The organism is Aeromonas sp. FDAARGOS 1411, from assembly GCF_019047125.1.
In the GTDB taxonomy this organism is placed as follows: Bacteria; Pseudomonadota; Gammaproteobacteria; order Enterobacterales; family Aeromonadaceae; genus Aeromonas; species Aeromonas veronii.
The window spans coordinates 3,769,111-3,788,268 of the sequence record NZ_CP077214.1 but is presented as its reverse complement, the minus strand read 5'-3'; the positions used below and the strand labels follow the sequence as shown (position 1 = coordinate 3,788,268).

Here is a 19,158-nt window from a genome sequence, read left to right as displayed (position 1 = left end):
CCCATGGACTACTTGCCCATCTTTTGCCGACTCGACAACAAACCCGTGCTGCTGGTCGGCGGCGGCGAGGTGGCAGAGCGCAAGGCGCGTCTGCTGCTGGATGCCGGTGCCCACCTCACAGTCGTAGCGCCCAAGCTCGACCCCGAGCTGGCGGAACTGGCGGCCAATGGCAGCATCGAGTGGCTGGCCGGTGAATTTGTGCCGGAACAACTGGCGGGCAAGTGGCTGGTGGTGGCCGCCACCGATCGGCGCGAGGTGAATGCGCTGGTTTACCAGAGCGCCAATCAGGCGCGGATCTTTGCCAACGTGGTGGATGACCCGAAACGATCCAGCTTCATCATGCCGTCGATCATCGATCGCTCGCCGCTGATGGTGGCCATCTCCTCCGGCGGCAAGGCGCCGGTGCTGGCCCGGCTGCTGCGGGAAAAACTGGAAGCCCTGCTGCCGCAGCATCTGGGGGCAGTGGCGACCTTTGCCGGCAGCCTGCGGGAGCGGGTCAAGGCCCGCTTTGCCAGCATGGGGGAGCGGCGCCACTTCTGGGAGCGGCTACTCGGGGCAGACCGACTCGGGCAGGCGCTGGCGCGGGGCGATAGCGCCTCTGCCCATCAGCTGGCCGACAACCTGTTTGCCGACGAAAGCCTGACCGGAGGCGAAGTGGTGCTGGTGGGAGCCGGCCCCGGCGATCCGGGTCTGCTCACCCTGCACGCCCTGCGCCAGATGCAGCAAGCCGACGTGGTGGTCTATGACAGGCTGGTCTCGGATGAGGTGATGGCGCTGGTGCGCCGGGATGCCAAGCGCATCTTCGTCGGCAAGCAGGCGGGCAACCACTGCGTGCCGCAGGAGGGGATCAACCAGCTCTTGCTAGAGGAGGCGCAGAAGGGGCAGCGGGTGGTGCGGCTGAAGGGGGGTGACCCCTTCATCTTCGGCCGTGGCGGCGAGGAGCTGGAGACGCTGGTCGGCAGCGGCATCGGTTTTCAGGTGGTGCCCGGCATCACCGCAGCCAGCGGCTGCGCCGCCTACGCCGGCATTCCGCTCACCCACCGCGATCACGCCCAGAGCGTTCGCTTCGTCACCGCCCACGGCAAGGGGGGCGCCCGGGATCTCGACTGGTCACTGCTGGCCAAAGACAAACAGACGCTGGTGTTCTACATGGGGCTCTCATCCTGCGCCACCATCCGCGAGCAGCTGCTGGCCCACGGCAAGGCGGGCAACACCCCGGTGGCGCTGATCGAGCGCGGCACCCAGCCCTGCCAGCGGGTCATTCGCGGCACTCTCGATGAGCTACCCGCGCTGGCGGTGGGGGTCGAAAGCCCGGCGCTGATCATGGTGGGGTCCGTGGTGACCCTTGCCGACCGGCTCGCCTGGTTTGGCGAGGCACCGCAGGTTCAGCAAGCCCTCGCCTGAGGGATCCTCGGCAACTCACCATGAGGCCACCAGCAGGTGGCCTCACTTTTACCTCCCTCTTCCCCTATCACGGTCATAACCTGTTGTTTTAAGTCTGGTATCCTATGGGCATTGAGCCCTTGGCTACCATCTCAGGAATTCATCCCATGTCTCTTCCCATCAAGAACAGCGCCCGGCAGCGCGCGGATGACAGATCCCGCATTCTCACCCTGCTGCTGCGCGATGATGCCCTCACCGACAGCCTGCTCGATCCGCAGGTGGTGCAGGATGCCGAGCAACGCGATCAGACCAGCGAACTCACCACACTGGTCAACGGGCTGCCTGCCGCCGACGTCGCCGATGCGCTGGAGTCGCTGCCGCCCGATGAGCGTCATGCCCTGTGGGCGCTGGTGGAGGAGGAGAAGCGCGGCCAGATCCTGGTCGAAGCGTCGGAGACGGTGTGGGACAGCCTGATCAGCGGGATGAGCGACAAGGAGCTGCTGCACGCTCTGCGCACCCTGGATATCGACGACCAGATCTATCTGGGCCAGTACCTGCCCCGCAACCTGATGGGGCGGCTGCTCACCTATATGGCCCCCGCCGAGCGGGATCGGGTGCGGGAGGTGATCCGCTACGGCAAGCACACCGTCGGCGCCATGATGGACTTCGAGATCATCACCATCCGCCCCGAGGTGACGCTCGCCACCGTGCAGCGCTATCTGCGCCTGCGCGGCAAGATCCCCGCCAACACCGACAAGCTGTTCGTCATCGACCGGCGCAACCACCTGCTGGGGGAGCTGGCCCTCACCACTGTCCTGCTGCACAAGCCCGCCACCCTGGTGAGCGACGTGATGGAGCGGGATCCGGTCACCTTCGATCCGGAGGATAACGACGAAGCGGCGGCCCGCACCTTCGAACGGGATGACCTGCTCTCCGCCGCCGTGGTGGATGGCAAGGGCAAGCTGATGGGCCGCCTCACCGTCGAAGAGGTGGTGGATCTGGTCTATGAGGAGAGTGACACCGACCTGCGCCGGATGGGGGGTATCAGCGAGGATGAAGACGTATTCGCGCCCGTCTCCAAGGCGGTCAAGACCCGCTGGGCCTGGCTTGCCATCAACCTCTGCACCGCCTTTGTCGCCTCGCGGGTGATCGGCCTGTTCGAGCACACCATCTCCCAACTGGTGGCGCTGGCGGCCTTGATGCCCATCGTCGCCGGGATCGGCGGCAACACCGGCAACCAGACCATCACCATGATAGTGCGGGCGCTGGCGCTGCAGCACATTCAGGCGGGCAACCTCTCCTTCCTGCTGCTACGGGAACTTGGCGTCGCCTTTATCAACGGGCTGGTGTGGGGCGGCACCATGGGCATTGCCACCTATCTGCTCTATCAGGATGCGGCGCTCGGCGCCGTGATGACCCTGGCCATGATGCTCAACCTGCTGGTGGCGGCGCTGATGGGGGTCATTATCCCCATGACCATGACCCGCCTCGGCCGCGACCCGGCAGTCGGTGCCAGCGTGATGATCACCGCCATCACCGATACCGGCGGCTTCTTTATCTTCCTCGGGCTGGCGACCCTGTTCCTGCTGTAAACCGTGCGTTGAAAACAACAAGGGAGCCACTGGCTCCCTTGTTGTTTCAGGCGCGTTTGCCAACCCCTGCCGTTAGCTGCTTATCGCTTGTCAGCGGTGATCAGCAAGCCATTGGTGTCGGGGAAACCGATGATCAGCGCCTCTTTTTTGGCATCCGAGGTAAAGGTGGTGATATAAGCGACGCGGTTATCCATCGCCCGAGCCAGAGCGGCATTCCAGAGGTTTTCGATCGGCGTGGCGGCAGCGGATTGCTTGAAGTTGCACTTGCCAAACCCGGTCATGGTCAGCTTACTCAACCCTGCAGTGGCACTCCCCTCGCCCACCAGCGTACAACCTGCCGCCGGAAACTCGATCGCTACCGTCAGCTTGCCGCCGTTGTTGGTGGTATCCACCTTGCCCACCATGTCGCTACTGAAGCCATCGCTGTCCGTGGCACTCCAGCTGGCCGTGGTCACCGCTTTGGTGGTCAGGGCCGTCACAGCCACATGACCGCTGAAACCGGAATAGATGGGGGAGTTGTCGGAGAACTTGGTGCCAGTCCGGGTGAAATCAAAAACCCAGCGCTTGATCTCCTTGCCCTGCAGATCGATGACCGGCTGATCCTGGAAGGTGATGAGGTTGTGGTCGTTGGTCACCGAGCTGAGCGCCGTGCTGGTACCGAGCCGTTCGCTGTTGCGGATCAACTGCACCGGGTAGATCCCGTCTTTGTCGGCTTTCTGGTCAGCCTGACCCAGCCACTGGCTGTTGGTCTCGACCTTGCCCACCTGATGATCCACCCAGACACCCCAGTGCTGCACGGTTTCACCCTTCGGGTAGACCAGCGCCAGACCATCCAGATCCTTGATCATGCGCGGCGTCGCCTTGTCGCCATCGCGGCTCATCAGATTCGCTTGGTAAAGACCCGCCTCCGGCAGAGCCAGCGGCACCCGCTTGGCGATACTGTTGGCAGCTTTTTCGCTGTCACAGGCAGACAGGGCGGCGGCGCAGGCGATGGCCAACAGCGCTTTGTTGTGCATTTTCATGAGGTTTTATTCCTTGCTGTCGCTTTGTAATTTTTTAGATGCAATCAATCGCCGCTGAATTTAAGGGAAAGGTCATCTATCAGTCGAATGGAGATCTGTAACCAACCATTACAGCCTCGCAGGAGCGGCAGACCGCTCCGCTTGCCCCGACCGCACAGCGGTGACGACAGGGTGACTAACGGCGGAAAAGCAGCGAGGGTAGCGAACCAAAAAAACAGATGAAAATCAGAGTCATAACTCTATTAACAGGAGGATAATTAGCCCGAATTGCCAGCCTGCTCACAATCGGATTCTTTTGCTGTCGATAGAATGCACCACGCTGGCATACCCATAACAAGAGAATCCAACAATGAAAACCACCCTCAAACTGAGCGCGGTGGCAGTTATCTTTTTGCTGTCCGGCTGTGACGACAACAACTCTCAGGCCCCCGGTGATCTCACCCTGCGGCTGATCGAAACCTCTGATATCCACTCCAACCTGCTGAGTTACGACTACTACCAGAACAAGCCGGATGCCTCGCTGGGCTTCGCCCGCACCGCAGTGCTGATCCGCAAGGCCCGCGAAGAGAACGCCAACAACCTGCTGATCGACAACGGCGACCTGATCCAGGGCACCCCGCTGGCCGACTATATCCACGACCAGCAGGTCAAACAGCAGTGGCTGAGCAAGCAGACCCACCCCGCCATCAAGGCGCTCAACACCATGAGCTATGATGTCGGCAACCTGGGCAACCACGAATTCAACTTCGGTCTCGACTTCCTCTCAGAGACCCTGAAAGGGGCCAACTACCCCTACATCAACGCCAACGTCTTCCAGGCCGATGCCTTCAGTCGTGATGGCAAGGGCACCATCGACTGGAGCAAGCAGAAGTTCAAACCCTATGTGGTGCTGGATCGTCAGGTGAAGGATGCCAACGGCAATACCCAGACCATCAAGGTCGGGGTGCTGGGCCTGACTCCGCCCCAGATCACCCAGTGGGACAAGCGCAATCTGGAAGGCAAGGTGGTGGTGGCCGATATGGTCGAGACCGCCGAGCACTATGTACCCGAAATCCGCGCCAAGGGTGCAGACATCGTCGTGGTCGTGGCCCACACCGGCATCATAGGTGACCCGCGCGAACCCATGATGGAGAACGCCGCACTGCCGCTGGCCAAGGTGAAAGGGGTCGATGCCCTGCTGCTGGGCCATGCCCATCGCACCTTCCCGGGCGACTACCCCAACATGACCGACGTGGACAACGAGAAAGGCACTCTGGCGGGCGTACCGACCGTGATGCCGGGCGTCTGGGGTAACCACCTCGGCATCATCGACCTGCACATGACCTGGAAAGAGGGTCGCTGGGAAGTGGCCTCCAGCCAGTCCCAGCTGCGCAAAATCGACAGCAGTGCCAGCAGCACCGAAGATCAGGCGGTAGTCGATCAGGTCATTGCCGAGCACGAGCAGGCCAACCAGTGGCTGGACGAGCCCCTCAGCAAGATCACCAAGCCGATCCACAGCTTCTTCGCGCTGGTGCAGGATGACCCCTCCATCCAGATCGTCAGCGACGCCCAGTTGTGGCACGCCAAGAAGCTGCAACAGGATGGTCAGCTCAAGGAGAAATGGCCCATCCTCTCCGCCGCCGCGCCATTCCGCGGCGGTCGCAACGGCCCGACCGACTTCACCTATGTACCGGCTGGCGATATCTCCCTGCGCAACGTGGCCGACCTCTATGTCTACCCCAACACCCTGCAGGTGGTCGCCATCAATGGCGCGACCGTACAGGAGTGGCTGGAGAAGAGCGCCGTCCAGTTCAACAAGATCGATGCCGCCAGTACCGCGACCCAGTGGCTGGTGAACGAGAAGTACCGCACCTACAACTTCGACGTGATCGACGGGGTGAACTATCAGGTCGATGTGACCAAACCCGCCCGTTACGATGTGGATGGCAACAAGGTGAGCGACAGCTATCGCATCACCAACCTCACCTATCAGGGCAAGGCAATCGACCCGGCCCAGATGTTCTACGTGGTGACCAACAACTACCGCGCCAGCGGTGGTGGCAACTTCCCGGGCATCAACGCCAAGGTGATCGTCCATGAAGATCAGTTCGAAACCCGCGAAGTGCTCTCCGAATACCTCAAGGATCTGGCAGAGAAGAATCCGGCCGGTTTCGAGCCCCCGGCAGACAACAACTGGCAGCTGGCACCCCTGCCCGCCAATCTGGATCTGCGCATCTACAGCTCGCCACGCAGCGAGGCGCAAGCCCTGACCGGCGGCAAGCTGAACTATGTGGAGACCCTGCCACCCACCGATGCCAAACACCCCGGCTTTGGCGTCTACAAGCTGGTGCTGGCTCCCTGAGCCTCAGGGTTAATCCGGCAATAAGCAGTGCAACCCCCTCCTGATAAGAGGGGGTTTTTAATGGTACTGGCAGCGGGATATGCACCTGTAAGCCAGCCGCTCCCCGCAACAACTCACGCAGCCCCTTTATCCCTTCACGCCATCGCCTCCCTCTGTCGAACCATCCAGATCCCGGCTGGTCTGCCCCATACCGCCCATAAAAAAACAGGCCCACCGAAGTGGGCCTGTTGTTATCTGTGTGGTCGGGAATGCCGCGCTTAAGAGCGCTACTCCCGCTCCTTCACATAGGGTGTACCAAGTGCCTTCGGCGCCACGGCGCGGCCGATAAATCCAGCCAGCAGGAACACGGTCAGGATGTAGGGCAGCGCCTCGATGGCCTGCACCGGAATGGCGAAGCCACCGATGCTGACCCCTTGCAGGCGGATGGCGACCGCATCGAGGAAGCCGAACAGCAGGCAGGCGGCCATGGCATTCCAGGGGCGCCACTTGCCGAACACCAGCGCCGCCAGTGCCATAAAGCCCTTGCCCGCACTCATGTTGGGGATGAACTGGGCCGTCTGGGCTACCGCCAGATAGGTGCCACCGATACCGGCCAGCAGGCCGCCGATAAGGAGCGCGGTGTAGCGCATCCGCACCACAGAGATACCGGCGGTATCGACCGCTGCGGGCGCCTCGCCCACCGCCCGCAGACGCAGACCGAAGCGGGTACGGAACATCACCCACCAGGCCAGCGGCACGCAGGCGAAGGCCACGTACTCCAGCAGGGAGTGGCCGCTCAGCAGCTCGCTGTAGAGTTGGCCGATCACCGGTACATCCCACAGCTCCTTGGCATAGGGCAGATCGATGGGGGCGAAACGGGCATCACCGGAGAGCGCCGGGGTCTGGCCACCCTGATCGAACCAGTAACGGCCCAGGGTAACGGTCAGACCGGCCGCCAGAATGTTGATGGCCATGCCGCTCACCACCTGATCACCGCGGTGGGTGATGGTGGCAAAGCCATGCATCAGGGCAAACAGGATGGAGACACCCACCCCGGCCCCCAGACCTATCCAGGCAGAACCAGAGACCGCAGCCGCCGCACCACTGGCGAACGCTGCCGCCAGCAGTTTGCCTTCCAGCGCGATGTTGACCACCCCGGAGCGCTCGCAAAACATGCCCGCCATGGCGGCCAAAATGAGCGGCGGCGCGGTACGGATGGTCGCATCCAGCATCAGGATCAGAATTTCAAACATGATCAGACTCCTTTAGCTTGCGCGGCTGAGCGGTTGGCAAACGCCAGATAGAGCTGCTCGATGCGCGGACGCATCATGTGCTCAAGGGCGCCACAGAACAGGATCACCAGACCCTGCAACACCACTACGATGTTGCGGTCGACACCGAACTCGAAGCTGAGCTCGGCGCCCCCCTGATAGAGGAAACCGAACAGCAGGCTGGCGATGATGACACCGACCGGGTGGTTGCGCCCCATCAGCGCCACCGCGATACCGGTGAAGCCGAACCCTTCCACGAAGTTGAGCTTGATCTGGTGCAACTCACCCTGCAGTACGTTGAGGGCAAAGAAGCCCGACAGAATGCCGGAGATGACCATGGCCAGGATCACTACCTTGGGATAGGAGATACCGGCGTAGGCGGAGGCACTTTGGCTGGCGCCGACCGAACGGATCTCGTAACCCCAGCGGGTGTGCCAGATAAAGACCCACACCAGCGCCGCACAGATCAGCGCCCAGAAGAAGCTGATATTGAGCGGACTGTTGGGGATCTCCATCCCGAACAGGTTGGCCAGCCCGCTCATCTTGGGCAGCCAGCTTGCTTCGGCAAACACCTTGCTCTCGGTCGCCATCGAGCCGGGCGGCTTGAACACCTCCACCAGCAGATAGGCCATCAGCGAGGCGGCGATGAAGTTGAACATGATGGTGGTGATCACGATGTGACTACCGCGCTTGGCTTGCAGCCAAGCCGGAATAAAGGCCCAGGCCGCACCGAACAGACCACCGGCAATGATGGAGAGCGGCAACAGCAGGGCAAACGGCAGCACATCGCCGAGCATCAGACAGACCAGACCGACACCGAGCCCCCCGATATAGGCCTGACCTTCACCACCGATGTTGAACAGACCGGCGTGGAAAGCGACCGCCACCGACAGACCGGTAAAGATAAAGCCGGTTGCGTAGTAGAGGGTGAAGCCGACCCCTTCACCTGTGCCGAACGCGCCGTACCACATGATCTTGGCGGCATCGACCGGGTTGATGTCGAGGTAGTAGAACAGAATGGCCGACACCAGGAAGGCCAGCAGGATGTTGACCGCAGACAAGACGCCTACGGAGACCCAGGCAGGAATACGTACTTGGCTCATCAGTGGGCCTCCTTGGCAACGTCATCGGGAACGATATTCGCCATCATCAAGCCGATGGTGCGCTCGTCCGCCTTGGCACCATCCAGCTCGCCGACGATGCGACCATCGGCAATCACCAGGATCCGGTCAGCGAGGCTCATGATCTCATCCAGCTCCACCGAGACCAGCAGCACCGCCTTACCCTTGTCGCGCATGGCGATGATCTGCTGGTGGATATATTCGATGGCGCCGATGTCGACCCCGCGGGTCGGCTGGCCGATCAACAGCACATCCGGGTCCTGCTCCACTTCACGGGCGATCACCAGCTTCTGCTGGTTGCCACCGGAGAAGTTGGCGGTCTTGTGATCGGGATGGGGCGGGCGCACGTCCCACTTCTCCATCTTGGCCTGGCAATCCTGCTGGATCGCCTCCTTGTTCTGCAGCCAACCCTTGTTGTATTGCGGGCGGCGGTGATAGCCGAGAATGAAGGCCTCTTTCGCCTCGAAGCGGTTGATCAGCCCCATCTTGTGGCGATCTTCCGGCACATGACCGAGGCCGTAGTTGCGCACCAGTTCGGGATCGGCCGGGTGCTCCGCGCTCACCTTGTGCACGCCGCTGCGGCTGCTGATGGTGAAGCAGCCCTTGCTCGGTTTGAGAATGCCGCCAAGCAGGCTGAGCAGTTCGGACTGACCGTTGCCGGAGACCCCGGCGATGCCGACCACTTCACCGGCCCGCACCTCGAAGCTGACCGATTTGACCCGCTCCACCTTACTGGCGTCGAAATAGCTGAGCCCTTCGATCTTCAGCTTGGCTTCACCGGGTTGGGTTGGCCCCTTGTCGACCTTGAGGCGCACCTTGCGGCCCACCATCAGCTCGGCCAGCTGCTCCTTGTCGGTATCCTTGGTGGCGACGTGGGCCACCATCTCGCCACGGCGCATGATGGAGACCTGATCGGTAATGGCCAAGATCTCGCGCAGCTTGTGGGTGATAAGGATGATGGTCGCCCCCTGATCCCGCAGCTTTTTCAGCACCTCGAACAGGTGATCCGCCTCTTGCGGGGTCAGCACCCCGGTCGGCTCGTCGAGGATCAGGATGCGGGCGCCGCGATAGAGCGCCTTGAGTATTTCGACCCGCTGTTGCAAACCCACCGGCAGATCTTCGACCTTCTCGTGCAGCGGCACGTCGAGGCCATAATCCCGCGCCAGTTCGCCAAGCAGCTTTTCGGCTGACGCCACGCTCTGCTGAAGGTGCCAGCCGTTCTCAGCGCCGAGGATGACGTTTTCCAATACGGTGAAGTTGTTGACCAGCATGAAGTGCTGGTGAACCATGCCCACCCCTGCGGCAATCGCATCTTGTGAGCCATGGGGTTTGAAAGGATTCCCGTCGATCAGCATCTCGCCTTTGTCGGCATGGTAGAAACCATAAATGATGCTCATCAGGGTGGACTTACCGGCGCCATTTTCGCCGACAATGCCGTGGATACTGCCTTTGCGAACCTTAAGGTCGATCAGCTTGTTGGCGTACACTTCGCCGAACCGCTTATCGATACCTCTTAATTCGATGGCATAGCGATCTGTCTGGTCCATGATGCAGCCCTGCGTTTCATGAAATAAGACTAAAAACCGGCCCGTGCGGGCCGGTGGTGCGTTGAGAGTCGTAGCAACTATCTAATTAGTATTTGCAGGTGTTATCGCTCATGTAGTCATGAACCTTGACCTTGCCAGCGATGATTTCAGCCTTGATGGCATCTACCTTGGCTTTCATTTCCGGGGTGATCAGCTTCTCGTTGTCCTTGTCGAGCGCCCAATCCACACCGCCTTCGGCCAGACCCAAGTTCTTGATACCCGGCTTCCACTCGCCTTTGGCAGCGTCATCCCAGGTCTGGTAAGCGGCCAGACCCACAGACTTGACCATGGAGGTCAGCATGGTGCCCGGTTGCAGGTGGTTCTGGTTGGAGTCCACCCCGATGGCGAACTTGCCGCTGTCCTTGGCTGCCTGATAGACACCGATACCGGTACCGCCAGCTGCGGCGTAAACCACGTCAGCGCCCTTGGCAAACTGGGACTTGGCCAGCTCGGCACCTTTGGCCGGGTCAGCAAACGCGGCCGGGGTAGAGCCCGCCATGTTCTGGAACACTTCGATCTTCGGGTTGACGAACTTGGCACCCTGCTCGTAACCGCACTGGAATTTGCGGATCAGCGGGATATCCATGCCACCCACGAAGCCGACCTTGCCGCTCTTGGAAGCGATGGCAGCCAGCGCGCCCACCAGGAAGGAACCTTCATGCTCCTTGAAGATGACGGACTGGACGTTCGGCTTGTCGACCACCATGTCGATGATGGTGAACTGGGTTTTCGGGAATTCGGTCGCAACCTTCTCTACCGCAGAACCCATGTTGAAACCGACCGCCACGATCGGGCCGTTGCCACGGCTGGCCAGACGACGCAGACCCTGCTCGCGCTGGGCTTCGTTCTGGGGTTCAAACTCTTTGACCTTGACGCCCTTGTCCTTGTTGTAGAGCTCGACGCCGTTACGGAACACGGCTTCGTTGAATGATTTGTCATACTTGCCCGCGGTGTCATAAATGACGGCTGGCTCGGAAGCAGCCTGAGCAGAGAGAGCAGCGAGAGTGAGGGAGGCCACAGTGGCCAGCTTGAGCACTTTAGTCACGATCGTATCCTTGATTGTTATTAAGTGAGGGAACTTGCTTGCCTGTCAGAGCAGGCTATCTAGCACGCAGGCTTACTCTAAGTCAGCCCCGATGCGGGTCAAGCAAATGATAAGGGAAAAACGTTTGCGTTAACGGTTTGAATTCTAAGCAAATAACCTTATAAGCAGTTGTTTTTTAGCTACTTTTCAGTTTTTTATGCTAACAACCAAAAGACCCAAACGACATTTCTCTTATTGTTCAGCAAGTTACTGTAAACCGTTTTCCCCTGTTATTCATCGAGCCCCCCGGCAAGCCCGTGATCCGGCTCGCAAAATCCCCACAAACCGCGTGAGCAAGGATTGGCTACAGCTGGAAACCTCAGCCCCCTCTTCTTTCTGCGCCAGCCAAAAATGGCCGCACCGGCGCCCCCGCAAACCCCCATCTCGCCGCTCCCCCCGAGTTTGGATTTGGTCTGGCAGGGGGATGGCCGTATAATCCCCGCCTGTATAAATAAACAGGAGTGGTGATGGACGTTTCAACCCTGCTCGACGGGCTCAACGACAAGCAAAGAGATGCCGTTGCGGCGCCCCGCAGCAACCTGCTGGTGCTGGCCGGTGCCGGTTCGGGCAAGACCCGGGTACTGGTGCACCGTATCGCCTGGCTGATGCAGGTGGAACGCTGTTCACCCTTCTCCATCATCGCGGTCACCTTTACCAACAAGGCGGCGGCCGAGATGCGCGGCCGGGTCGAAAAAGTGATCGGCGACGGCGTGCGCGGCATGTGGATCGGCACCTTCCACGGTATCGCCCACCGATTGCTGCGGGCCCACCATCTGGATGCGGGCCTGCCGCAGGATTTCCAGATCCTCGACTCCGACGACCAGTACCGCCTCATTCGCCGGGTACTCAAGGCGCTCAATCTGGACGAGAAGCACTGGGCCCCGCGCGCCGTAATGGGCTACATCAACGGCAAGAAAGATGAAGGGCTGCGCCCCGGCGACATCGATCTCTACGGCGATCCCGTCACCCGCACCTATCAGCAGATCTACAAGACCTATCAGGAGACCTGCGATCGCTCCGGTCTGGTGGACTTTGCCGAGCTGCTGCTGCGCGCCCACGAGCTGTGGCTGAACAAGCCCCACATCCTCGAGCACTACCGCGACCGCTTCCAGAACATCCTGGTGGACGAGTTTCAGGATACCAACGGCATCCAGTACGCCTGGCTGCGGATGCTGGCGGGCAACAGCGGCAAGGTGATGATCGTCGGCGACGATGACCAGTCCATCTACGGCTGGCGCGGCGCCAAGATCGAGAACATCCAGCGCTTCCTGACCGACTATCAGGGCGCCGAGACCATCCGCCTCGAGCAGAACTACCGCTCCACCGCCAATATCCTCAAAGCCGCCAACAGCGTCATCGCCAACAACGCCGAGCGCCTTGGCAAGGAGCTGTGGACCGAAGGGGCCGAGGGCGAGCCGATTTCGCTCTACGCCGCCTTCAACGAGGTGGACGAAGCGCGCTTCGTGGTCGGTCGCCTCAAGGATTGGAAGGAAAAGGGCGGCCTCTTGGCCGACTGCGCCATCCTCTATCGCTCCAACGCCCAGTCGCGGGTGCTGGAAGAGGCGCTGATGCAAGACGCCATGCCGTACCGCATCTACGGCGGCCTGCGCTTCTTCGAACGGCAGGAAATTAAAGACGCCATGGCCTACCTGCGTCTTATCAACAACCGTGGCGACGACGCCAGCTTCGAGCGGGTGGTCAACACCCCGACCCGCGGCATCGGCGATCGCACCCTCGAGATCCTGCGCGGCAACGCCCGCGATCAGGGGCTCAACCTGTGGCAATCGGCCAAGGCCCTGCTCAACGACAAGGTGCTGACCGGTCGCGCCGGCAATGCGGTGCGCGGCTTTGTCGATCTCATCGACGCGCTGGAGGAGCAGGTGTCCATGCTGCCGCTGCACCAGCAGGCGGATATCGCCATCCAGAACTCCGGCCTCAAGGCGATGTATCTGGCGGAAAAAGGCGAGAAATCCCAGGCGCGGGTAGAGAACCTGGACGAACTGGTCACCGCCTGCCGCCAGTACCAGCGCCCGGACGAGCTGGAGGATATGAGCGATCTCTCCGCCTTCCTCGCCCACGCGGCGCTGGAATCCGGCGAGAATCAGGCCGACGAATATGCCGACGCGGTGCAGCTGATGACCTTGCACAGCGCCAAGGGGCTGGAGTTCCCGCTGGTGCTGCTGGTCGGCGTCGAAGAGGGCATGTTCCCCAGCCAGCAATCCACCGAGGAGTCGGGCCGGCTGGAGGAGGAGCGCCGCCTATGTTACGTCGGCATGACCCGCGCCATGGAGAAGCTCTACATCTGTTATGCCGAGAGCCGCCGCATCTACGGCCGCGAGATGTTCCACAAGCCGAGCCGCTTTATCCGCGAGATGCCCGCCGAGTGTCTGGAAGAGATCCGGCTGCGCACTCAGGTCAGCCGCCCCACCCAGTACGGCCGCTTCAGCCAGAACGAGGTGCAGCAGAGCTTCGATGCCAGCGGCATCAAGCTCGGCCAGCGGGTGCTCCATCCGAAATTCGGGGAAGGGATTGTGCTCAACTTCGAAGGGGTCGGCCAGCAGAGCCGGGTGCAGATCCAGTTCGACGACGTCGGCGCCAAGTGGCTGGTGACGGCCTATGCCAGATTGGAAGCGCTTTGATTTTTCCTGCCTTTTGATGCAACTAACCCGGCTTAGGCCGGGTTAGTTGTAATATTTGTCAGTGAGCACACGTAAGTAATTATGCGTATATCAGAATATATTATAGGCTAACCTAACACCACCATTATTAACCTGAAACCATTAAGACAATACTAAGCAAAAGTGGAAGCAGGTTTGCATAAAGCTATCGGGGCTGCGGAACATTTAGGAGAGATTTACAAAAACTATATTTATCTGCTGTTAAATCATTCCGTTGATTTAAATCCGCCCCATCTAGACATATGCGTTATACACATCATTACAAAAGCAATTACTTATACTTGTCGCTTTAAAAAAAAGAGGTAACTTCATCTCCCTGGTTTACCACGCTAGAAATCCCTAACACTTCATTTTTAATTTTCAGCGAAATTGGTGCTATGTCTTCAAAGCTTTTTTTATAATCAGAAAAAGTAACAGATGCTGCAACCTCATGGGGTCGATATCTCAGGGCTCCTATCTTCCTTAATTGTTTGTCAAAATGGGCAATACTCTCTTCACTATCAGCGTGCTCTCTTCTAAAATCTCCAATTATCATCTCTTGCCAATTTTTATCATCTTCTCTTTCAGGCCAAGTTGACTTATCTATAAAATCAAACCCCTGAGACTCAAATGAAGTGACAACAAAAGAAGAGCATGTCAAACCATCGCCTACATTGCCACTATAGGCTCCCGACTGATCGAATCCGCCCCCATCACAAGGTCCATATGGAATTGTTGCTTGATTTTGATCATACACAGAAAGAATATAAGCCAGCATGTGTGTGTGATCAATATTACTTAGCTGAGTTATATTAACATAATTGTATTGATCTAGATGTACTGATTTTCTAAGGCTAAAGTGACCACTTAAGTGAATTATATCACTACTCTCTTCATCTTTACATAAAATACCTAGATGAAGTTGGTCTTCAGAAAACTTCTTAATTGCAATCGCAACGCCTTCTTTTATGGCAGTTTTATCCCATGAAATGCAATAGCTCACAATTATTCTAAGCCTCGAAGAATATCGTGTGAATCAAGTCCGCGCTCTATTAATTCTATCTCAACTCGGCTCTTTAAATCTCTCCAATGATGTAGTTCATTTCTTTTTGTTAAGGTTAATCTAAGTATACCCGGAAGCAAAACATCAGACATTTCTTTAGTTTCGATATAAAATAAAAAATCATCAATGTTATCTAGAGAGTTGATATCTATCAATCGATTTATTTCTTTATAATATGGTATCAAATCCCTTGCTGAATTCAGCTTTTTTGCTTTCGTATAAAAATTAACCACCCAAGGTTGCTCTTTAATTAGATCCATATACTCAGGATTAATATTTTTCTGCACCTCTAGAGAGCTCGATGATTCAGAAACACCTTCCAAAAGAACTTCAACAGAAGAACCTAGAAGGTTAAAGTTAATATAACTCTCGAACATATTTTCGAGAGAGGTTTTATACTCTAACTGCTCTTCTTTTAGATAAGGCTGACAACTATCCAAGATAAGAGTGTTTGTTGAATGTCTATGTATCTCGGTCATAGGTCACTCCACTTACTTAGAGTCCATTAATATTTCGTAGTTGATTTTTTGAAAACTATAAGCACTACTAAGCCATTCCGTCACTTTAGTTTTAATAATATGTTCGCCCTCTTTAATATCAACAATGTCAGTTAGTCTCGACTCAACCGCAGTATCGACAAATAGCCCAGGCTTTCCTTCTATGACTGCATCTGAAATTGATATTTGTGCAGTAGACTTCTGAGGTACATTACAAGTAATGCCGAAGTTCATGTTTAGTATATTTAACTCTCCCAAGCGCGCATTATAATGTTCTGGAAACATAATTTTAATGCCTAAGGTATTTTCTAGTTTTTTGATTGCATCAGACGCTGTGTTCTCATAAAATGCATTTTGATATCTCAAACTAATCTTGAGGGTTTCGGCTACTTTTCCTAAATGCCCAGACAAACTGTTTATGAAAATTTTCATGCCATCTTCAATATCGGATAAAAATTGGTCTCTATTATACCCATCCAATATCTGATTGATTGTAAATATTCCTAATCCTGTTTGATAACATGGCCATACCCCCTCTCTTTTCCTATAACGGAACTTAACTAAATAAGGTATTGGTGGAGCATCTAGGTTTGGTGTTTCGACAACAATGAATTCATTTAAACTAGCCTGTATAGCAAACTTTTGATAGTAGACATCCGTATCCTCTTTGCCGAAACTGAATCTGCCAGGGCTTCGCTCTCCCCAACGTAACTCAAAAATCGCCTCTACTAACGGATATTTTTTTTCCATGTTTTTCTCATTATAAATGTAAAGAAAATGGAGGGTTTTAGCTCATGTTAATTTGTTGCATGTAAATGAAGAGTATATGGCATTTAATTTACCTCTATTTTAGAGAATCCCCCCTAGAAATAGGGGATTATTTCAATGTGAATTGCCCTATATTTCAGATGAATGCCTAACTCAGTAAATAAAGTCTGCCATTTTAGTATCTAAGCATGGCCAGAGCACTTATTAATAGTCAATTGACAAGGCTACCGCCCCTGAATCTCAGCTTCCAGTGCGCTGCTTTTTACCCACATGTTGTGTGCTGTGTGACTCATGCGAGAACTCCCAGAACATGAGTTGTCAGTTGGAGATGCTAACTTTTTGAGTTCATAAGTGAAAGGGGCGTGGGTGAAACTTTGCACTAGGTCAATAAATTTTAGGTCTTTAGACACCGTTATGTTTCCAAAGTCAGATAAAAGCTAAACAGTTCACTTCACTAGCTTGCTCTTCATCACCCCTTGCTTGCCCTCCTCTTCACTGACCTGACTCAGCTTGGAGCGGGCCATCAGCAGGCCCATCTTGACCTCCTGCCAGACGTAGTAGTTTTTCCCCGCCTCGGTGCTGAGGGTCAGGGTGGCATCGTTCTCCGACTTGGAGGTGATGGTGTGGCTGCCCGGCGTCACCTGCTTGAGGATATAGCTGTGAGCCACGGTATCGCCTACGGCAGAACCATCCACCAGCACCGGCATTTTAACGGCCGCCCCGAAGGTCTCGTTGCGATAGATATAGAGGTTGGCCGCATCTTTGGGCGCCACAAACTGCTTGGCCTGGGCGTCTGCGGTGGCATCGGCCATAGGCACGGAAGCACAACCGGAAAGCAGCGCCGCCGACAGCAGGGCGGCACTCATCATTATTTGCCTGAACATAGTCGTTATTTTTTAGTGGGTTAACGGGACTAAAAGGTTCGCATGAGCCTGCGCTGGCTGACAATCGCTCAAATCGAGCGAGGTGTGACCCGGTTCAATTTTTCGGCATTTGGTGGGATGAAGGTGGGGGAAATCAAAAACCCGGCCGCCAGATGGGGCGCGGTGGCCGGGTGAATTGTAAAGAGTAGGGTGACAGGGAAAGGGATCAGCCTAGTCTAATCAACTCGATGGGGGCGTAGCGCTCACCGGAGTTTGCCAGCAGCACGCACTTCTCATGCTCCGCCTGATAGGGGGTCATATTGTCGGTGTGGGCCTCTTTCAGAAAATCGACTGCGCCAGTGGCGGCAATCATCACGCGCTGACCCAGGTTCAGCACATTGCGGTTACGGTCATAGATCTTCATTTCATTCTCCTTTTCTTGTGTCCTGGCGAATGCGCAGGCGCGTGTCCAGGACAACGGCATTCAGCCTACGCCCCTGAAAAAAGGTGATTTATGTCACAGATCAACAAAGGGGCGATAAGGGACTCACAGGTTCAAAAAGCGAACATGGCCCCTTGGCCAACGGCTGTCGCGCAAAGTAGCGCTACCCTGCCCTTTTCGTCGTGGCGGGCTCGAACCCGGCAGCGGTTGGGGTATATTGGTGGCCGATTAGCCAGTCTCATTCACCGTGGCCGCGCAAGCGGGCCGCTGTTTCAACAAGATGGAGAGTGCTCATGAATCGCGACATTACCGCCCAGTTTATCAAGATGCTGACCAACCTCGACCACTGTCTGGCCAAGGCCGAGGCCCACGCCGCGGCGAAGCAGTTCAACGTGGAGAACTTCTTCGGCGATCGGCTGATCGTCGATATGCTGCCCTTCAGCAAGCAGGTGCTGATCTGCTGCGATGCAGCCCGCAGCGTGGTGGCCACCGCCAGCCACAGCGAGCTGCCGGCCATGGGCGATGAGCCCAAAACCATCGCCGATCTGCGCGCCCATATCGGCAAGACCATCAGCTATCTGCAAGGCAAGCTGGACGCGGACTACAGCCAGTATGCCAGCGGTCGTTACGTGCCCCACTGGGCGGGCGGCAAGGGGATGGATGGCCATACCTGCGTCCATGAGTACGGCATTCCCAACTTCTACTTCCACCTCACCATGGCCTACGCCCTGCTGCGCCGCGCCGGGGTCGATCTCGGCAAGCGTGACTATCTGGGCGGGCTCAACCTGCTATAAGCGCCGCTCGCCACAGGCGGCAAACAGCAAACAGATAGCAAAAGCCTGCCAAGCGGCAGGCTTTTTTATATCGGGTGGTACTGGGCTGGTGTGCAGAAGGACTGCACCCTAGAAGGGGCCGTTGCTCTCGCGCAGCTTGTCGGGCAGGCCGTCGTGATCCCCCAGCTCGCGCGCGGGTACGTCATCCCAGTGCAGCTTGCCGAGGGTGATATTACGCTCGGGGTGAACGGCGTAGTGGATGCGGTTGTCCTCCCGGTCGGTATCGCCGATGCAGAGCAGGCGGACAATCTCGTCGGTGTTGTTGATAAAGGCGTGGGCCAGCCCGTCACCGGCCTTGAAGCCGACCGAGTCGCCCGGTTGCAGCCGATAGAGCACGCCATCGAGCCAGACATCCGGCGTCCCTTCCAGCACGTGAACGAACTCATCCTCGGTCTTTTCGGCATGGGGCCAGCTGGTGCGATGGCCGGGTTCGACAATCTCATGGTGAATGCCGATGCGGCTAAAGCCGAAGTGTTTGCCGAGGGCACAGCCGCGAGAAAGGGGCTCCTGACTGCCGGAGTAGTAGCGCGGCGTCTGCTCTTGCAGCTCGCTCCAGTGTTTGATGCAGGGGTGGCGATTCATAGCGGTTCCTTTTCTATGAGGATGCAGTCACGGGAGGGGTCATCCTGACTGTCAGAATGCGGGGAGAAAAGCAG

Annotated in this window: 17 protein-coding genes; 6 read left to right on the top strand and 11 right to left on the bottom strand. The window is 57.3% G+C overall.

The features are described 5' to 3' along the window. The first annotated feature begins 3 nt into the window (after nt 1–3). Nucleotides 4–1,404 carry a siroheme synthase CysG gene (cysG, locus tag I6L41_RS17120; protein WP_216960259.1) on the top strand — a complete coding sequence of 467 codons (1,401 nt, stop codon included), beginning with the start codon at nt 4–6 and terminating at the stop codon, nt 1,402–1,404. A 146-nt stretch (nt 1,405–1,550) separates the two neighbouring features. Next, nucleotides 1,551–2,975, top strand: coding sequence for a magnesium transporter (gene mgtE / locus I6L41_RS17115; RefSeq protein ID WP_005355593.1), 1,425 nt, complete (start codon nt 1,551–1,553; stop codon nt 2,973–2,975). Nucleotides 2,976–3,055: 80 nt separating this feature from the next. Here mgtE and I6L41_RS17110 read toward each other — a convergent pair whose 3' ends face one another. Next, entirely contained in the window at nt 3,056–3,997 is a 942-nt protein-coding gene (locus I6L41_RS17110) for a hypothetical protein (RefSeq protein WP_204482099.1), read from the bottom strand. 349 nt (nt 3,998–4,346) lie between these two features. Between I6L41_RS17110 and I6L41_RS17105 the strand changes: the two genes are divergently transcribed. Then, on the top strand, nt 4,347–6,338 hold the full coding sequence (locus I6L41_RS17105; RefSeq protein WP_021230729.1) for a bifunctional 2',3'-cyclic-nucleotide 2'-phosphodiesterase/3'-nucleotidase: 1,992 nt from the start codon (nt 4,347–4,349) through the stop codon (nt 6,336–6,338). Nucleotides 6,339–6,604: 266 nt separating this feature from the next. On the opposite strand, the gene I6L41_RS17100 is transcribed toward I6L41_RS17105, so the two are convergent. The 4 genes from I6L41_RS17100 to I6L41_RS17085 form a co-directional block, all read right to left on the bottom strand. Continuing rightward, nucleotides 6,605–7,570 (bottom strand): ABC transporter permease, encoded by a 966-nt coding sequence (locus I6L41_RS17100; RefSeq protein WP_021230728.1) that lies wholly within the window; start codon nt 7,568–7,570, stop codon nt 6,605–6,607. A gap of 2 nt (nt 7,571–7,572) precedes the next feature. Then, complete coding sequence (locus tag I6L41_RS17095) at nt 7,573–8,691, bottom strand: ABC transporter permease (RefSeq protein WP_005355626.1); 1,119 nt, start codon at nt 8,689–8,691, stop codon at nt 7,573–7,575. Beyond that, nucleotides 8,691–10,256, bottom strand: a complete 1,566-nt coding sequence (locus I6L41_RS17090) for an ABC transporter ATP-binding protein (RefSeq protein WP_216960256.1) — start codon at nt 10,254–10,256, stop codon at nt 8,691–8,693. The genes I6L41_RS17095 and I6L41_RS17090 overlap by 1 nt, the downstream gene beginning before the upstream one ends. A gap of 85 nt (nt 10,257–10,341) precedes the next feature. After that, complete coding sequence (locus I6L41_RS17085; protein ID WP_005340803.1) at nt 10,342–11,340, bottom strand: BMP family protein; 999 nt, start codon at nt 11,338–11,340, stop codon at nt 10,342–10,344. 506 nt (nt 11,341–11,846) lie between these two features. Here I6L41_RS17085 and uvrD point away from each other — a divergent pair. Next, nucleotides 11,847–14,018 carry a DNA helicase II gene (uvrD, locus tag I6L41_RS17080; RefSeq protein ID WP_005357014.1) on the top strand — a complete coding sequence of 724 codons (2,172 nt, stop codon included), beginning with the start codon at nt 11,847–11,849 and terminating at the stop codon, nt 14,016–14,018. Between the two features lie 328 nt (nt 14,019–14,346). Here uvrD and I6L41_RS17075 read toward each other — a convergent pair whose 3' ends face one another. The 4 genes from I6L41_RS17075 to I6L41_RS17060 all read right to left on the bottom strand — a co-directional run bounded on the left by I6L41_RS17075 (nt 14,347) and on the right by I6L41_RS17060 (nt 17,248). Further along, nucleotides 14,347–15,039, bottom strand: a complete 693-nt coding sequence (locus tag I6L41_RS17075; RefSeq protein WP_216960252.1) for a hypothetical protein — start codon at nt 15,037–15,039, stop codon at nt 14,347–14,349. Between the two features lie 2 nt (nt 15,040–15,041). Next, on the bottom strand, nt 15,042–15,578 hold the full coding sequence (locus tag I6L41_RS17070; RefSeq protein ID WP_216960249.1) for a hypothetical protein: 537 nt from the start codon (nt 15,576–15,578) through the stop codon (nt 15,042–15,044). Nucleotides 15,579–15,590: 12 nt separating this feature from the next. Continuing rightward, nucleotides 15,591–16,346 carry a TIGR04255 family protein gene (locus I6L41_RS17065; protein WP_216960246.1) on the bottom strand — a complete coding sequence of 252 codons (756 nt, stop codon included), beginning with the start codon at nt 16,344–16,346 and terminating at the stop codon, nt 15,591–15,593. 464 nt (nt 16,347–16,810) lie between these two features. Further along, nucleotides 16,811–17,248 carry a DUF2846 domain-containing protein gene (locus tag I6L41_RS17060; RefSeq protein WP_216960243.1) on the bottom strand — a complete coding sequence of 146 codons (438 nt, stop codon included), beginning with the start codon at nt 17,246–17,248 and terminating at the stop codon, nt 16,811–16,813. Between the two features lie 42 nt (nt 17,249–17,290). Between I6L41_RS17060 and I6L41_RS20850 the strand changes: the two genes are divergently transcribed. After that, entirely contained in the window at nt 17,291–17,422 is a 132-nt protein-coding gene (locus tag I6L41_RS20850; RefSeq protein WP_302054521.1) for a hypothetical protein, read from the top strand. Nucleotides 17,423–17,453: 31 nt separating this feature from the next. On the opposite strand, the gene ydfZ is transcribed toward I6L41_RS20850, so the two are convergent. Beyond that, complete coding sequence (gene ydfZ / locus I6L41_RS17055; protein ID WP_005342516.1) at nt 17,454–17,651, bottom strand: putative selenium delivery protein YdfZ; 198 nt, start codon at nt 17,649–17,651, stop codon at nt 17,454–17,456. Between the two features lie 311 nt (nt 17,652–17,962). On the opposite strand from ydfZ, the gene I6L41_RS17050 reads away from it, so the two are divergent. Further along, nucleotides 17,963–18,463 carry a DUF1993 domain-containing protein gene (locus I6L41_RS17050; protein WP_216960240.1) on the top strand — a complete coding sequence of 167 codons (501 nt, stop codon included), beginning with the start codon at nt 17,963–17,965 and terminating at the stop codon, nt 18,461–18,463. Between the two features lie 108 nt (nt 18,464–18,571). On the opposite strand, the gene I6L41_RS17045 is transcribed toward I6L41_RS17050, so the two are convergent. After that, nucleotides 18,572–19,084, bottom strand: a complete 513-nt coding sequence (locus I6L41_RS17045) for a cupin domain-containing protein (protein WP_216960237.1) — start codon at nt 19,082–19,084, stop codon at nt 18,572–18,574. Nucleotides 19,085–19,158: the final 74 nt, after the last annotated feature.

Bases quoted from the DNA above. Each gene is read 5' to 3' on its own strand.
- cysG (WP_216960259.1), top strand. From the start codon at position 4: ATGGACTACTTGCCCATCTTTTGCCGACTCGACAACAAACCCGTGCTG.
- I6L41_RS17050 (WP_216960240.1), top strand. From the start codon at position 17,963: ATGAATCGCGACATTACCGCCCAGTTTATCAAGATGCTGACCAACCTC.
- mgtE (WP_005355593.1), top strand. From the start codon at position 1,551: ATGTCTCTTCCCATCAAGAACAGCGCCCGGCAGCGCGCGGATGACAGA.
- I6L41_RS17105 (WP_021230729.1), top strand. From the start codon at position 4,347: ATGAAAACCACCCTCAAACTGAGCGCGGTGGCAGTTATCTTTTTGCTG.
- I6L41_RS17100 (WP_021230728.1), bottom strand. From the start codon at position 7,570: ATGTTTGAAATTCTGATCCTGATGCTGGATGCGACCATCCGTACCGCG.
- I6L41_RS17095 (WP_005355626.1), bottom strand. From the start codon at position 8,691: ATGAGCCAAGTACGTATTCCTGCCTGGGTCTCCGTAGGCGTCTTGTCT.
- uvrD (WP_005357014.1), top strand. From the start codon at position 11,847: ATGGACGTTTCAACCCTGCTCGACGGGCTCAACGACAAGCAAAGAGAT.
- I6L41_RS17045 (WP_216960237.1), bottom strand. From the start codon at position 19,084: ATGAATCGCCACCCCTGCATCAAACACTGGAGCGAGCTGCAAGAGCAG.
- ydfZ (WP_005342516.1), bottom strand. From the start codon at position 17,651: ATGAAGATCTATGACCGTAACCGCAATGTGCTGAACCTGGGTCAGCGC.
- I6L41_RS17110 (WP_204482099.1), bottom strand. From the start codon at position 3,997: ATGAAAATGCACAACAAAGCGCTGTTGGCCATCGCCTGCGCCGCCGCC.
- I6L41_RS20850 (WP_302054521.1), top strand. From the start codon at position 17,291: ATGAGCCTGCGCTGGCTGACAATCGCTCAAATCGAGCGAGGTGTGACC.
- I6L41_RS17090 (WP_216960256.1), bottom strand. From the start codon at position 10,256: ATGGACCAGACAGATCGCTATGCCATCGAATTAAGAGGTATCGATAAG.
- I6L41_RS17060 (WP_216960243.1), bottom strand. From the start codon at position 17,248: ATGTTCAGGCAAATAATGATGAGTGCCGCCCTGCTGTCGGCGGCGCTG.
- I6L41_RS17070 (WP_216960249.1), bottom strand. From the start codon at position 15,578: ATGACCGAGATACATAGACATTCAACAAACACTCTTATCTTGGATAGT.
- I6L41_RS17065 (WP_216960246.1), bottom strand. From the start codon at position 16,346: ATGGAAAAAAAATATCCGTTAGTAGAGGCGATTTTTGAGTTACGTTGG.